The 13,547-nt window shown below is 67.0% G+C and carries 8 protein-coding genes; 2 read left to right on the forward strand and 6 right to left on the reverse strand.

Going from position 1 to position 13,547, the window contains the following annotated elements:
• Positions 1 to 489: 489 nt before the first annotated feature.
• The gene (locus OG734_RS08135; RefSeq protein ID WP_330286794.1) at positions 490 to 1,386 is read left to right on the forward strand and encodes a hypothetical protein; all 897 of its coding nucleotides are present in this window, start codon (positions 490 to 492) and stop codon (positions 1,384 to 1,386) included.
• Between the two features lie 475 nt (positions 1,387 to 1,861).
• Here OG734_RS08135 and OG734_RS08140 read toward each other — a convergent pair whose 3' ends face one another.
• The 5 genes from OG734_RS08140 to OG734_RS08160 all read right to left on the reverse strand — a co-directional run bounded on the left by OG734_RS08140 (position 1,862) and on the right by OG734_RS08160 (position 9,635).
• On the reverse strand, positions 1,862 to 3,046 hold the full coding sequence (locus tag OG734_RS08140; RefSeq protein ID WP_330286795.1) for a Wadjet anti-phage system protein JetD domain-containing protein: 1,185 nt from the start codon (positions 3,044 to 3,046) through the stop codon (positions 1,862 to 1,864).
• Position 3,047: 1 nt separating this feature from the next.
• The gene (locus OG734_RS08145; RefSeq protein WP_330286796.1) at positions 3,048 to 6,464 is read right to left on the reverse strand and encodes an ATP-binding protein; all 3,417 of its coding nucleotides are present in this window, start codon (positions 6,462 to 6,464) and stop codon (positions 3,048 to 3,050) included.
• Positions 6,461 to 7,087: a DUF4194 domain-containing protein gene (locus OG734_RS08150; protein WP_055524872.1), complete on the reverse strand. Its 627-nt coding sequence runs from the start codon at positions 7,085 to 7,087 to the stop codon at positions 6,461 to 6,463. The genes OG734_RS08145 and OG734_RS08150 overlap by 4 nt, the downstream gene beginning before the upstream one ends.
• The gene (locus tag OG734_RS08155; RefSeq protein WP_330286797.1) at positions 7,084 to 8,568 is read right to left on the reverse strand and encodes a DUF3375 domain-containing protein; all 1,485 of its coding nucleotides are present in this window, start codon (positions 8,566 to 8,568) and stop codon (positions 7,084 to 7,086) included. The genes OG734_RS08150 and OG734_RS08155 overlap by 4 nt, the downstream gene beginning before the upstream one ends.
• A gap of 572 nt (positions 8,569 to 9,140) precedes the next feature.
• Positions 9,141 to 9,635, reverse strand: a complete 495-nt coding sequence (locus tag OG734_RS08160; RefSeq protein ID WP_330286798.1) for a hypothetical protein — start codon at positions 9,633 to 9,635, stop codon at positions 9,141 to 9,143.
• Positions 9,636 to 10,116: 481 nt separating this feature from the next.
• Between OG734_RS08160 and OG734_RS08165 the strand changes: the two genes are divergently transcribed.
• Complete coding sequence (locus tag OG734_RS08165) at positions 10,117 to 10,521, forward strand: hypothetical protein (RefSeq protein WP_330286799.1); 405 nt, start codon at positions 10,117 to 10,119, stop codon at positions 10,519 to 10,521.
• A 218-nt stretch (positions 10,522 to 10,739) separates the two neighbouring features.
• Here OG734_RS08165 and OG734_RS08170 read toward each other — a convergent pair whose 3' ends face one another.
• Positions 10,740 to 13,418 (reverse strand): ATP-binding protein, encoded by a 2,679-nt coding sequence (locus OG734_RS08170; protein ID WP_330286800.1) that lies wholly within the window; start codon positions 13,416 to 13,418, stop codon positions 10,740 to 10,742.
• Positions 13,419 to 13,547: the final 129 nt, after the last annotated feature.

The following is a 13,547-nucleotide window of genomic DNA, read 5'->3' on the forward strand; positions in this document are numbered from 1 at the left end:
GCATGGCTCCAAGTACTCCAGAGGGAATCCGCAGTCCTTCTGGCCGCTGCCCTTGAGGAATATGCACTCTGTGCCAAGCATTTCGTTGGTCTTCCCGGCCAAGGCGAGTTGGATCCACAGATCGGCGAGGCCATCAGGAAAGCTGCTCACACATCGCGGGCAAGGATGTTCGTGCGCCGGAGACCCGTTCGGGACACCTTGGCGTGACCCTGACCTGACTCGTTCCGTGGTGAGGGCAGGCCGCTCAGAGCTGGGCATGTTCCTACCAGTAAGGCGGTGTGGACGCATGATCGGCCGGACAAGTCCTAACGAGTTTGGGATCGGTCAGGTCGCGGTCCTCGGCGTGGTACAGACCCACTGAAGAAGGGAAGACCATGAGGCCAGAGGGCTGGTAAGCAACGGCGGACGGCTTCCTCACCAGGGAACTCTGTTCGAGTCGTTGAGCGAAAACCCCTGCGACGGCGTCCCGGACGCCCCTACAGTCCGGGAATGATCGAAATACCGACCTTCGCGGCCTGGATGGAGACAAACCGGTCCCAGGGCTTTCCCAACGCGGCAACCGCGTGGGCGGTTTATGACGACCGGGTGTATAGAGGCATGCAGGCCCTCCTCGCCCACCCGGAGGTCGTGGCGAACCGTCAGGAGGCTACCGTGGCGGAAATCGCAGCAACCGCCTTCCTCGAATCCGCTTTCGGCGCCGACTGGGTGAAGGAAAGGTTCCCCCTCGCGGACCACCGGGAGGAACTCGGTCCCTGGGTGCACCAGGCCCGGCAGCGCCAGGAGTTGGCCAGGAGAGTGTTCGAGTTTCAGAGCGAACCATGGTTCGCTGACTTCCTCTCCTACACCAAGACGAACGAGGTCGCATCGGCGATCTTCGAAGCCGACGTCCTCCAGACCCTCATGCGCATGCCCGTCGGCATCACCAGGGTGACCGAGTCGGGAGTCAAGGGCCAGGACTTCGATATCCTCCTCAACTTGGCGCACATTGGCGACGTCGCCGTCGAAGTGAAGTACAAGGAGGACGACACACCCTTCTCCGAGGCCACGGTTCGCAATACCGTCAAGGGTGCGGCCAAACAACTGCCGCGGAACCAAGTCGGGTGGCTGTTCATCCACGTCCCGACTGCCTGGGTAAGCCCTGGTCGCGGGGACGAATATCACGAGGCGCTCTTCGAGGCGCTGCGCCACACGTCCCGGATCGGCGTCGTCTTCACTGCCGTCGACAAACCCTTCCATGACAAGAAGGCGGGGAAGATTCGGCATCGGCGATTCTGGGACCCGTACAAGGACGAAGGCGCGTCGCAGGAACTGTGGGAGGCCGCCCTCCTTCTGCGAGATTTCCTCGACAAGGGCTGGGACTTCTTCGCTCCGCGTGCCCCGTTCTAGCTATGCGGCCCCACCTCGTTTGTCCTGCACCACCGAGAAGACCCTACCGCCATGTCTGACGCGGTCACTGACCTGGGACCAGGACTCCGAGATGGCCACCAACCACACGCGGAACCCTCATCGGCATCAGCCGGCAGGAGCTCCTCACCTCTCACAGACGCCCCTATGATTGGGGGTCGATGGATACCGTCCTGACCAGGTTGAAGACCTCTCGGGCGGCATATCGCTTGAGGCATCGGATGATCTCACGGCGGGTCTTGCCCTCCTGGGTGCGGCGAGGTCGAGCCAGCGCGGCTGATCCGTGGTGACGATACGGACGGCGACGGCCACGACCCCACAGGCGGAGCAGGCCACTGCGCCGGGCGGGCCAAGGCGGGCGCCGACACGCCACCCCGCCGGGCAACCCCTGACAATGCCGCCCGCCCCCTCTGTTCCCCCTTTCACACTGACAGCCCGGCCGATGGCTGCTCAGCACCTAGCGAAGCTCGTTGAGGACGTCCTCAAGCAGGTGGAACCGCACGCGTTCTTGTTCGAGCCGCACATTCGGGCCGAACTCGCCGTCCACGAGGCTGTCGTAGACATCGGCTTCGTCCGGTGTGAGCGTGGCGAGCGGCCGGTGGGTGGGCGCATCTTCCTTCACCCACTGCCCGCGGTGCTCCAGGAGGGTGGGCCGGTTCATCAGGATCGACTGCGTGTGCGCGAAGCTCCGGCGCAGCCGGTCAAGGATACTGAAGCCGTGGGTATCCACATCGCCCCAGTAGACCAGGCGTACGTCGTACAGCCAGGACAGGGCGGACAGTTGGGTGACGGCGTAGCCGCCGCCGTGGATCACGATGCTGTGAGGCTGGTCGGGAAAGGCGAGGTAGGTGGTTTCGTTCTCGACGACATAGACAGTCGTGATGGCGGGCGGTGGCGCGGTGAACTCGTCCGCGCGCACCGTGAGTTCACTGAAGCCCGCCAGCGACTCGCCGCCGAGCAGCCGGAACCGCAGGTAGGCGGGTTTGCGCAGGAAGCGGAAGCGGGCGGCGAAGTCGGTGCGCGCGGCCTCGGCCTCGATGCGGTCTTCGGGAAGGCAGTGCTCGAGCAGGGTGGTCAGGATGGCTCTGTTCTGTTCGATGAACTTGGTGTCCACGCCCGGTACGTCGAGCTGGCGCAGGTAGACGGCCGGACCGAGGTAGTCGGTGATCCAGCGGATGGTGGCTTGGAGGCGTGGCCAGTCGGCTTCCCGTTGGACAACTTTCATCGGGTTCTCGGCCATCCACGTGGCCAGTGGGGGCAGGGTCTCGTTTGCGGCGGCGAGGAGAGACGCGTAGCGGTTGACCGTGTTGGTGACGCCGAGGAGTTTGAACAGGTCGTCGCGGCGCTCGATCCAGACCCGGGCGGGGGCGTTGTTCACGCCGGCGAGGCGTCCGCCGAGCCGCCGGTATTCGATGCGCAGGTGTCGGTGTGCTGCGGGAGCCCAGGACGTTGCCCAGGCGAGGACGTCGTCGTAGTGCTGGGTGATGTCGCCGGCCTTCGGACCCCGCAGGGGGACGGCGAGGGGTTCCCAGTCGCTGCCGTCGGCGACCTGGCTGAGGAACTCGCCGCGATCCCAGCGCTTGCGCAGGCGAGCGACGACGTCGCGGGGCGTGGTCCAGTTCGGGGTGCTGGCGGTTGCCATGTCAGCTCACCTGTCCGGATACGGGCTGCAGGGCGGCCAGGGTGTGGGCGAGGCGTTCTTGGCGGTACTGGGCGATGGTCAGGGTGCGCAGGCGGGAGTGGTGTCCGGTGGGGTTGTCGACGAAGCCCACGGCGGAAACGTAGGGCTCGATGACGTGAATCTTCTGCAGGGGCGTGACGATGAGGAGTTGCAGGCCGAGGCGCTTGAAGAGGTCCAGGGCGAAGCGGGCGGATTCCTCCGAGCCACGGCCGAAGGCTTCGTCGATGACAACGAACCGGAACGTGCGGCTCCTGTTGCTGGTGGTGTCGAGCTTGAACTGGTAGGCGAGGGAGGCGGCCAGGATGGTGTAGGCGAGCTTCTCCTTCTGCCCGCCGGACTTGCCGCCGGAGTCGGAGTACACCTCGTACTCGGAGTTGTCCTCGCGGCGCCGTTCGCTGGCGCTGAAGACGAACCAGTAGCGCACGTCGGTGACGCGCTTGGTCCAGGCACGATCCGCATCCGTGTACCCCTCGCGGCCCTTGAAGCGTTCGATCAGGCGCTGGACCTGGTGGAACTTCTCTTCGGAGTACAGGTCGGAATCGTCGCCCGACAGGACGTCGTCGGTGCAGGCTCGCAGTTCCGCGGTGAACTCGCGGATCTCGGTGTTCGGGGTCTGCTCGGGCTTGAGCATGATGTAGCGGCCCGGGTTGTAGTCGATGCCGGCCAGCGACTCGTTGATGGTGGCGATGCGCTCGCCGATCTCATCGGCCCAGATGTTCAACTGTGCATGGAATCCTGCGACTTCGCGGATCACGTTGGTCTTCAGATACGTGCGGAACTGATCCTCAAAGCGAGGCAGGTCGTCGGCGACGAGCCGCTGGTGCAGGGCGCGGTAGCCACCGGCGGAGGCGACGGAGTCATCGAGCTCGTTGGTCTCGGCCGGGTAGTTGGTGCGGAAGGTGCCCATCTGGGAGGCGATCGCCTGGGCGAGGCGGGTCTGCTCTTTGCCCCAGCGGTTCTTCTGAGTTGTCAGCTCCTCGCGCAGCCGGGTCTCGGTCTGGCCGCACTCCTGCGCGGTACGGCACGTCAACCGGGCGGTGGCCAGGCGCTGTTCGAGGGCCGGAGAGTGGGCCTGTGCATCGGCGGCGGCCGGTTCATCGAGTACGGCGCGGGCCGCATCGCGGGCGTGGATGGCCGTGTCCCGCTCGCCCGACACCTTCCCCCAGTTCTGGTTCGCCTTCTCGTAGGCGGCTTCCTGCTCTCCGATCTCGACGGCGATCTCCTCCAGGTGGCGGGTGAGTTCGTCCAGGTCCTTGGAGTCGGCCTGAAGGCGCTGCTTCTCCTTGGCCAGCTCGGTGATGTGCCGCACAGCGGAGGTCCAGTCGATCTCGCTGTAGTCGCGCATCGCCGCCAGCCGGTCGAGGACCTTGTCGCGGCTGATGGAGTCCTCGTGGGCGGCTTCCAGGCCGCGCTTCTTGCCGGCCATCTCGCGCTGGGCGGCGTGGACCCGGCCCGCCTGGTCCACGAGGGCATCGATCTTCGCCTGGTTCGTCCAGCCCAGCACGTAGGTGCTGCGGTCGTCGATGCGGGTGCTGTCGTTCTTCTCGTGGCGGCCCCGCGCTCCCTTGATCAGTCCCTGTGCGGTGACGGCCAGTTCGGCATGCCGGAAGTCCTCCAGGGTGAGCACGCAGGTGTGCGACGCACGGCGTTCGAGCTCACCGGCCACCCACGGGGCGAAGGATGAGTCGTCGCGTACTTCGAGTTTGGCGAACAGTGCGGCCGAAGGGGCTGCCTGGGGGCGCCGGGGCGGGAGCTTGTCGGGGACGCGGAAGTAGACCAGCTTCGTCCCCAGGTGGTGGTTGTTGATCCACTCGGAGACGCGGGCGTACTGATCGCCAGGGACGAGGAGGGACAGGGCGAAGCCGCGCAGCAGCCGCTCGGCGGCGCCGGCCCAGGCTTGTTCCCCGTCGCTCACCTGGATGAGTTCGCCGGAAAACGGCAAGGCGCTCTCCTCGATGCCGAGTTCGCGGCACAGGCGGGCGCGTACCTCCAGCTGCCGGCGAGGGACGTTGCTGCGGCGCGAGCGCAGGCTGACCAGATCCTTGTTGAGGTCCTCTGCCTGCTGGTGCAGGCGATCGGCGTCGACCGCGAGCGTCTCCAGGGCTGTGAGCGACTCCTGCTTGCCCGCGGCGACGTCGTGCTGGGCCCGGGAGATCTCCTCCAGGCGGTCGGTGAACTGGGCCTGATCAGTGACCGGGGCCAACTCGGCCTGTTCCAGCAGGAGGGCATGCTCGCGGGCGCGCCTGTCCCGTGTCGTGCGCAGTCGCTCCGTCTCCTCGATCTGGCGCTCCAGTTCGCCCAGCCGCCCGCCGCCCAGGCCCTCACGCTGCAGTTCCCACCGGCGCTCCTGGCCCCGCAGCCGCTCCAGCTCGTCCTTCGCTGCCTTCATCTGACTGTCCAGGCGGGCCAGCGACCGTTCCAGGTCGGTGCGCTCGGCCTCATGCAGGACCGAGGTGCGCTCGGCGATGAAGTACCGCAGGGCGGCCTGCTGGGCCTCGGCCTCCTCGATCCGCGCGGCCAGGCCCTCGTAGGTGTGGCAGTCCTTGAGCAGCGGGGTGAGGGCCTCGATCTGGGCGCGGGCCCGCTGAACGGATTTGTAAGTGGTGGTCAGGGCGTCGAAGTGGCTGACGATGTTGTCGGTCATGGCGGCCGCGTCGAATGGTTCGAGCATGTGGCTGCGCACGAAGTCGTCCAGGCTGCCCACCGACTTCATCGACACCGTCTGGTGGAAGAGATCCAGGGCCTGCTCGGACTCGATGCCCATGCGGCGCCGGAAGTCCTTGCTGTAGGGCGGGAACGTCTTGTGCACGCGGACATCGTCGGCGTCGAGGCGCTTCTTCAGGGCCCGCACTTCGGTGCCGAAGTCGGCGAAGTCGCCGGCGACGGACAGAGCCCGGTCGGCGACGAGGAACAGCCGCTCCGGACTGGTGGCGTTGGCGTCGGCCAACCAGAACACCTGTCCCAGCGTGACGGTCGACTCCAGCGCCGGGTTGCGGAACACCCCCAGGATGACCGAGTAGTTCCCGGGCTTGCGCAAGGCCACCGGCTTGGTGGTACCGGTCTCTTCGTTGCGTTCGGACTTGTAGTGGCCCAGGACGTAGGAGCGCAGGCTGCGCTCGCGGCTCTCCGCGCCGGCCGCACGGTTGTAGGCGATCTTGTGGGCGGGCATGAACAGGGTGGTGATCGCATCCACCAGGGTGGACTTGCCGGAGCCGATGTCTCCGGTCAGCAGTGCGTTGGCGCCGCCGAGGCCGAACGACCACACGTGTTTGTCGAACGTGCCCCAGTTGTAGACCTCCAGGCGCTCCAGCCGGAACCCGGCCGCGGCAAGGTCGGTGGAGGTGGCCGTGCCGGCGGGGCCGGACTGGGCGGGAATCACTGCTGCTTCTCCTGGGGGGTGTGGGAGGCCGCGTACTGGGCCAGGTTCGTTTCGAAGTCGGCGAGCCACTGCCCGTCGACGAAGGCTTTGATGATCCGCTGCACCTCGAACAGCTGCTCCTGGCCGCGGGCGCGCCGCAGGAACTGCAGGTCGACCACCTTGTTGATGTGGCCGTCGATCTGGTCGACCAGGCGCGCCTCGTTGGTGCCGGCCGGGAGGAACGTGCGGATCATCTCGACGATTTCGTCCCTGGTGATCATGAGCCGGGTGCCGTCGGCGCCCGCGTCGAACTCGGCGAGCCGCTTGCGCAGCAGCACGACCAGGAGGCTGACCGGGTAGGACAGCGACCGGCGGGGCATCAGCCGCGGCGGCCTCGTACGCGGATCGTGAACTTCGTCTTCGGCGTCGGGCTTCGACTGGAGGAAGGCGTAGCCCTCCACCTCGTCGATCACCACGCGCAGACCCATGACCTCGACGTAGTCCTTGACGCGGGCACTCATGTACAGCAGTGCGTCCCAGGCCCGCTCGTGCTGGTCGCGGAAGATCGGCCCCTTGAGCAACTGGTTGACCGGCAAGGACAGGGTGTGGGATGGCTGCGCGGTGGGGGTGGAAGGCGTGGTCATCGCCCCTCCTTCTTCTGGCTCGTGGCCCAGGCAACACCGGGGCTGGTGCGGGCAAAGGTGACCACGGGCACGGTGGCGACCTGCCGGACGTCGTCCCCGCCGATCCAGGTGATCTCTTCTTGGCGGTGGTCGTCGAAGACTGTGGTGAACCCGTCGTCCGGGAGGGCGAAGTAGGCGACGAGTTCGGCCAGCCCCTGCTCGAGCGGGTGCTCGCGCAGCGTCTCGGCAAGGGAGACCTGGGTGCGGGTGCCAAGAGCGCGGTGGACCGCGGCCGTGAGCCGGGCGGGATCCACGTACACCGCCTCGAACAGGACGTCAGCGGCGAACTCCTCGTCGCCCGCCTGGATACCGGTACTGTCGATCGGCGCCTTGACCACCGGCGTGTACAGGGGCCGTTCCATCGGCAGCACGATGGCCGGTGCCGTCGCGTCGAGCTCAGCTATCAGATCCGCACCGGGAACGTCGCGCAGGGCCAGGGCCCGGGACTCGATCCCGCGCACCAACTGCAGGACGCGGCGGTCCTCCGAGCGCACTTGGTCATCCAGGAAGCGGCGCAGCTGGTCCGAGAGCTGCCGCACCGTGCCCTGGGTGCGTTCGGCGGCCTCCAGCCAATCCCGGGGCATGCGCCGCATCCTCGGGTCGGGCTCGCCGATGGCCTCCATGGTCTCGACCTCGGCCAGCAGCGTCTTGAGTTCGTCCTGTCGGCTCGGGGCGAGCAGGAAGTCGTAGAACGCCTGGAAGGTCCGGCCTTGGTCCGACTCGGCGATGCTCTCGCGACTGCCCAGCACCTCATCGAGGAGTCCGGCCTTGGCCCCGTCCCACGCGGCGATCTTGCTCCGCAGGTCGCGGTCCAAGTCCCGGAAGTTCGCCTCGACCTCGCGGAAGTCGGCCAGCAGCCCGGACGCGGTCGCAGTCATCTGCTGATATCGGTCCCGCAGCCCCGCGCTGTCCAGCACATCTACCTCGCCGGCCTCAACCCGCTCGATCTCCTGGTCGATCTCGTGCCGACGCCGGGTGAGCTCGGCCAGTCGCGCATCGGGGTCGGTCTCGGCCCCGAACGTCATCTGCCGCAGCAGATCGAAGATGGTGTTCAAGCGCGACTCGGTACCGACGAACGAGCGCTCCTCCAGGGACCGGATCCACGAGATGGCCTTCTCCACCGCAGCCGTGGCGTCAAAGTGCGGCTCGTCCGAATCCGGCGGGTAATACTTGCGCAGCCAGCCGTTTTCCGGCGCCGACCAGACATCCAGATACGCCTTCGCAGACTGGGGAAACGTGGTCCGCCCCAGCCGCTCATTGAGCGCGAACAACTCGTCGTCCAGCCGTTCAACAAGCTCCGCACCGGCAATCGAGCGCGCCCCCTGCTCGACGAACACCTTGTTGAAGAAGCTCAACATCAGCGCCGCGTTACCGGCCGTCAGCAGCCGCCACGCGGAGCTCTGCTTCCGCAACGCGACCAGACGGTCGTAGTCCAACTCCATGCATCCTGCCCCTCGCTACCCCACCGCGCATGACGGTATTTCTCGCCAGCGGCGAAAAACGCACGCCCCACACGGCCGACGCCCACGCCCGCATAGCCGTGCACGGACATTCCGTGGCGGCCACAAAAGAACCGTAGAGGCCGCCACTGACAACGGGCTTCGCAGGAGAGGCGGCCGGATGGGTCACACGCGGACTCAGGGAAGGAAGACAGCAGGCAGGAGGGCCTACCTACCCTGATTCCAGAACTTTTCCGATCCTCATCCCCGCAGTCATTTCCGAACGAAATTTCGAATCCCAACCCGAAGATTCTGGCCCGCCGACCGATCTGCCAGCGTCCTGCGTCATCGGGTCTTGGGCACATGCCATCTGCCGGACGCAAGGCCACGTCATCGAATCTCGATCGTGCCCAGTCGGAGCTGGGCGGAGGGTGCCATCCATACGCCGAGACACCTGAAAGCACGGCAGGACACAGCAAGATCAGAAAGATCCCTGAGCCGGTTGGGTGCGGCCGGCGTGACGCTGCTGTCCCGCATCGCCGACTTGAAGGCGGCCGAGCGAGTAACGACCAGGACTACGAGGCAATACCCACCTGGGCGACGTCCGGCGTGCCGAACAGGTCATCGAAGCGACGGGCTCCCTGGGCAGAGATCAGAAAGTACGGGGCGCCCGATCCCGCAATGCTGTGCGGCCCTTTCTGTCCCGCGACAAGCACGTCGTACGGCGACCACGCATCGAGGCCATCGAACACGTAGTAGACCGGCAGCTGCGTCCAGGCAACGAGCTGCAAATGCGCCAGCACGGCCGCGCGTTCGACAGCATGTCGGCCCGTTCGCCTGCTGGTAACGCCGCCCTTGCAGTCGATCAGTACGAGGTCTTTGGCCTTCGCCGCAATGAGATCCGGGAACCAGCGAATGGAACTGTCGCTCTTCCGGAGCGCGCATTGAAGCGCCCGGCTCAGCTGCCCTTGGCCCCAGAAGTCGACTTGCCACCCTCGCTCGGTGAGCTGCTCGGCGACGTGCCGCTCATGCGCGTCACCTATTGCTTTCCGTTGCTGAAAGCTCGTCATGGATGCAGTGTGGCCCGCGAAACGAAGCAGGTAACCCATCGTGGATTGAACCTAGCCAGTCCCATTCAGTCTCAGTAGTTCTCACTGTGTTCGCGTCAGTCCGTGGACGTCCGCCTACGTCCGCACACGTTCACCGCAACTTGGCCGAAATTCGACAGCACAACTGCGCTGCGACAGGGGAGCTACCCCAACTGGAGGCCGTGGTCAGCCCACGCAGACACCAGGACCGCCAGCTCGCCGGCCTCTGAAACAGGGCCCGCACCAGGAGTCAGGAGCAGCAACTGCTTCCAAGCGGATCGTCGTCTTCTCAGTCAGTACGACATCGTCCCCGATCGGCCACCGGCTGGCAGCCGCCCCGGGCTCCGTCCTGGGCGAACGCCGATCCGTGTCCGTTCGGCCCAGCACCACGCGCCGGGCCGGCGTCATCTCCATAAGGTCGCTGTGACGGTCGTGCAGGCCACCGAACCGAAAGGAATGACCCATGCGGATACGCACCGCGTTCGTCGCCGCAGTGACGGTTGCCCTCGCCGCCGGCCCCTCGGCGGGCCTGGCCCATGCCCAACCCGATCTGGACTGCCGAGACTTCGCCTTCCAGGAAGACGCACAGGCAGAGCTGAACCGAGACCCCAGCGACCCCCACCGGCTGGACGAGGACCAAGGGCCGGACGACGGCATCGCCTGCGAGACCCTGCCCCACAGAAGCACCACCAGCACGACGACGCCCACGCCTTTGCCCACCCGCGGCGTCCAGGGCGGCATCGGCGGCAGCACCGGCCCCGCCGACTTCGAGCGGACCCTGGGCACGGCCCTGGCCTGCACCTCCCTCGCTGCGGCAGCTGCTTACGCGGCCCGGCGACACCGAGGCGCCGGCCTACGCAGACACTGACCGGCCACCGCAGAGCGCTTCACCGACGCGAGCCGTCCCTCACCGTCGCTGAGCGTCCGGGACGAGTTTCTCCAGGCCAGTCCTGTTATCGAAAAGCGGATGCGTCTCAGGTCGGGACCGCGCCAAGGTGCCCCGGACGGGTCTCCGGATACGGGAGCGGTCTTGCCGGCTACGTGTGAGCTGGTTTCCTGATGGCCTCGCGGATCTGTGTATTCAACTCACTGAGGCCGGCGGAAGCGCCGGGCGCGGGGCACGGGGTGGGTGAGGCTCTTGGCGAGTTCGGGGTCGGCAAGGGCGGGAAAAGGTATGTCGGCGGCGTGGTGATGGGTGCGGGACTGCTGCAGTGTGCGGAGGACGTCTTGGTGCCGGCCGGCGGCGCCGTAGAGGCGGGCCAGGCGGAAGCTGGCCTGAGCGGCGCCGGCGTGGTCGCGGAAAGTGGCGAGGGCCTGTTCTGCCAGCGTGATGGCGTCGCTGAGGCGGTTTGCCTCGGCGAGCAGCAGAGCTTGGAGGGTCAATGCCCTGCTGTGGCCTCGATGGTCGCCGCAGGCGTCGGTCTCCTGGAGCGCACGCCTGATCAGTTCTGCGGCGGTGTGGTCGCCTTCATAGAGGGCCATGTCTGCCAGCCCCAAAGTGACCCAGGTGTGCCCGCGGTGGTCCCGGACGGCGTGCAGGATTTGAGCAGCGTCCTCGTAGTGGGTGCGGGCCGCGGCCCATCGCGGATCCTGTGCAGGACGACTCGTGGCGGGGCATCCGGGCCAAGGGCCTCCATACCAGCGGCGAGGGAGCGGGCAGCCGCCCGTCGTGCTCTCCTTCTCGGTATCGGCGCGGGTGCGCAGGATCCAGCCGACGCCACGGATTTCCTCGTTGGCAGCGAACAGAGCCTGGGCTTCGTCGAGTTGAGCGAGGGCTTGGGTGTATCGAGCGTGGTGCCGGCTGATCACCGCCTTTTCCCGCAGGGTCCAGGCCAGCCCGCGCTCCAGTGGCAGGGCCCGGAAGCGCAGCTCGGCCGCGGTGAGCGTTCGCTCGGCTTCCCGCAGTGCGCCCCGCTGGCGCTGCAGGATTCCCAGGTTGCCCAGGGCGTCGCTTTCGCCGTGTGCGTCACCTGAGCTGCGGAAGAGAGCGATCGCTTCGCTGAAGCACTCTGCGGCCCCGTCCAGGTCATCGCCGCCATCGCGCAAGGCTTCGCCAAGGTTGCGCAACAGGGCGGCACTGGCCTGGCCATCCCTCAGCCGGTCGGCCGCGTCCAAAGCGAGCCCGTGGACCTGACCGCTGATGTCCCAGCGCCATTGATGCTCAAGAGCGATACTCATCGCATCGGTGATCTCCCAGCACAGCTCCCACCACCCCCGAGCGTGAGCGTGGGAGACAGCTGCCACCAGAACGGCACGCTCGGCTTCGAACCAATGGACGGCCTCCCACACGTCGCCTGCCACGGCGTCCTCCGGCGGGCAACGACGGACTGCCCCGTCACGACCGCTGTGCCGGGCACCTGCCGGCCGTAGCTGCAAGTCGGCTGCATCGGCCGCGCTGAGGAAGGCACCGAGCAGACGCCGCACGGCGCTGTCGGCCTCGTCCTCCGGCTGCTCGGCCGCCATCTCCTTGGAGAAACCGCGCGTGAGATCATGCAGAACGATCCGCTGGCCGCCCGTTTCGCCGCGGCGAGCCTGCACGAGATGAGCCAGCAGGAGCCCCTCCAGGCACGCGTCAGCCGCATCAGCGCCTACGTCCAGTAATGGCGACAGCGCCCACGTCGGCAGGTCGGGTGCGTCCAGGGCCGACAACAGCCGGAACGCACGCCGCTGCAACGACGGGAGCGCCTCATAACCGGCGCGGAAGACCGCCCGTACGCTGCGCTCGCCCAGGCTCAGCACATCCAGCCTCCGGTGGTCGTCGGCCAGATCGCGGGCGAACGAGTCCAAGGTACGCGCGGGAAAGGTGGCCAGCCGCGCTCCCGCGATACGAAGGGCCAGCGGGAGCCCGCTGCACAGACCGACCACAGCGCGGCCTGCTTCAGGGTCCTCGTCCACCCGGTCCGGGCCGCTGATCCGTCTCAACAAGTCCCAGGCGGCGCCCTCGTCCAACCCCGGCAAAGCGACGCGCTCATCAACGGCCAGCGTGGCAAGGGCCTGTCGGCTGGTGATCAGGACAACGCACGAAGACCCACCCGGAATCAGCGCACCTACCTGCTGTTCACTGGCCGCGTTGTCCAGGACGATCAGGACACGCCGATCGGCCAACTCCGTACGGAACTGCCGTGTCCGCCCGGCCACATCATCGGGGATTCTTCCGCGCGGTGTCCCCAGAGCCGCTAGGAAGTCGCCAAGGACCTCGCCCACCGCAGCAGCACGTTCCTCCGCCCCGTTCAGATCGACGAAGAGCTGACCGTCGGGGAAAAACTGCATCAGCTGGTGAGAAGCCTGCACCACGACAGATGTCTTGCCGATCCCACCCGGCCCGTGCACCAGACACACCCTGCACCCGCCAGGACGCTCAGCAGCCTCCACCAGCCGCGCCACCTCCTGGCCGCGCCCAGTGAAATCCGCCAGCGCCGGCGGCAACTGACGCGGGATACCGAACGATTCCGAAAGAAGAGCCAGCGCGTGCGGCGACAGCAGCATCCGCAATTCCTCAACGCCTACGGGATCCTCACCCAGAGCCAGTACCAGCCGCCGTCTCAGCTGAGCCTGTGCAGCAGAAGAACGACCCGCCTCCTCGACCAGGGCCGCACCCTCCTCACCAGGCAACCGTCCGACGATCCACCGGTACAGCCGCCCCAGCCGGTCGGCCACCGACTGCTCCACACCCTCCACCGCACGATCCGCCAGACCAGCGCCCAGCCTCTTCGCAGACACGATCGCCAAAGCGACAACTGCCGCCACGAGCTCCTCAACCGTCATCGACCGCCCCCATCCGGAGCTGCAACAACCGCGCCGTCCCACAACGCACTGCCGACAGCCGCCCCGACAGCAGTCATGCCCAGAACGCCGCTAAACGGCACCCCCTCCACCGATCCCGGTGCAGTTCAA

The organism is Streptomyces sp. NBC_00576 (assembly GCF_036345175.1).
GTDB lineage: Bacteria > Actinomycetota > Actinomycetes > Streptomycetales > Streptomycetaceae > Streptomyces.

What these genes read in the sequence shown, in the direction of transcription:
- OG734_RS08140 (WP_330286795.1), bottom strand. Translation starts at nt 3,046, where the DNA reads ATGGCAACCGCCAGCACCCCGAACTGGACCACGCCCCGCGACGTCGTC.
- OG734_RS08165 (WP_330286799.1), top strand. Translation starts at nt 10,117, where the DNA reads ATGCGGATACGCACCGCGTTCGTCGCCGCAGTGACGGTTGCCCTCGCC.
- OG734_RS08170 (WP_330286800.1), bottom strand. Translation starts at nt 13,418, where the DNA reads ATGACGGTTGAGGAGCTCGTGGCGGCAGTTGTCGCTTTGGCGATCGTG.
- OG734_RS08150 (WP_055524872.1), bottom strand. Translation starts at nt 7,087, where the DNA reads ATGACCACGCCTTCCACCCCCACCGCGCAGCCATCCCACACCCTGTCC.
- OG734_RS08135 (WP_330286794.1), top strand. Translation starts at nt 490, where the DNA reads ATGATCGAAATACCGACCTTCGCGGCCTGGATGGAGACAAACCGGTCC.
- OG734_RS08155 (WP_330286797.1), bottom strand. Translation starts at nt 8,568, where the DNA reads ATGGAGTTGGACTACGACCGTCTGGTCGCGTTGCGGAAGCAGAGCTCC.
- OG734_RS08160 (WP_330286798.1), bottom strand. Translation starts at nt 9,635, where the DNA reads ATGACGAGCTTTCAGCAACGGAAAGCAATAGGTGACGCGCATGAGCGG.